Source organism: Aquimarina acroporae (genome assembly GCF_023195925.1).
Lineage (GTDB): Bacteria > Bacteroidota > Bacteroidia > Flavobacteriales > Flavobacteriaceae > Aquimarina > Aquimarina acroporae.
The window spans coordinates 1-961 of record NZ_JALPRE010000043.1; the positions used below are offsets into that span (position 1 = coordinate 1).

Below are 961 nucleotides of genomic sequence, written 5' to 3' on the forward strand. Positions count from 1 at the left end.
AGCAGCAGGTACTAACGGAACAGACGGTGCTAGAGGTGCAACCGGTGCAGCAGGAACTAATGGAATAGACGGTGCCAGAGGTGCAACTGGTGCAGCAGGTACTAACGGAATAGATGGTGCTAGAGGTGCAACCGGTGCAGCAGGTACTAACGGAACAGATGGTGCCAGAGGTGCAACCGGAGCAGCTGGAACTAACGGAACAGACGGTGCTAGAGGTGCTACCGGAGTAGCTGGTACTAATGGAACAGATGGTGCTAGAGGTGCAACCGGAGCAGCAGGAACTAATGGAACAGATGGTGCTAGAGGTGCAACCGGAGCAGCTGGAACTAACGGAATAGATGGTGCCAGAGGTGCAACTGGTGCTGATGGCGCTAGAGGTGCAACCGGAGCAGCAGGAACTAATGGAACAGACGGTGCCAGAGGTGCAACCGGAGCAGCAGGAACTAACGGAACAGATGGTGCTAGAGGTGCAACCGGAGCAGCAGGTACTAACGGAACAGACGGTGCCAGAGGTGCAACCGGAGCAGCGGGTACTAACGGAACAGATGGTGCTAGAGGTGCAACCGGAGCAGCTGGAACTAACGGAATAGATGGTGCCAGAGGTGCAACTGGTGCTGATGGCGCTAGAGGTGCAACCGGAGCAGCAGGATCTAATGGCACAGATGGTGCTAGAGGTGCCACCGGAGCAGCTGGAACTATCGGAATAGATGGTGCCAGAGGTGCAACCGGAGCTGCTGGAACTAATGGAACAGACGGTGCCAGAGGTGCAACCGGAGCTGCTGGAACTAATGGAACAGACGGTGCCAGAGGTGCAACCGGAGCTGCTGGAACTAATGGAACAGACGGTGCCAGAGGTGCAACTGGTGCTGATGGCGCTAGAGGTGCAACCGGAGCAGCAGGAACTAATGGAACAGACGGTGCCAGAGGTGCAACCGGAGCAGCAGGAACTAACGGAACAGAT

Annotated in this window: 1 protein-coding gene; it reads left to right on the plus strand. The window is 56.4% G+C overall.

Going from position 1 to position 961, the window contains the following annotated elements; genetic code table 11:
• Positions 1-961 (plus strand): hypothetical protein (locus M0D21_RS22920; protein ID WP_248334390.1); only part of this gene is annotated, 961 nt, incomplete at both ends.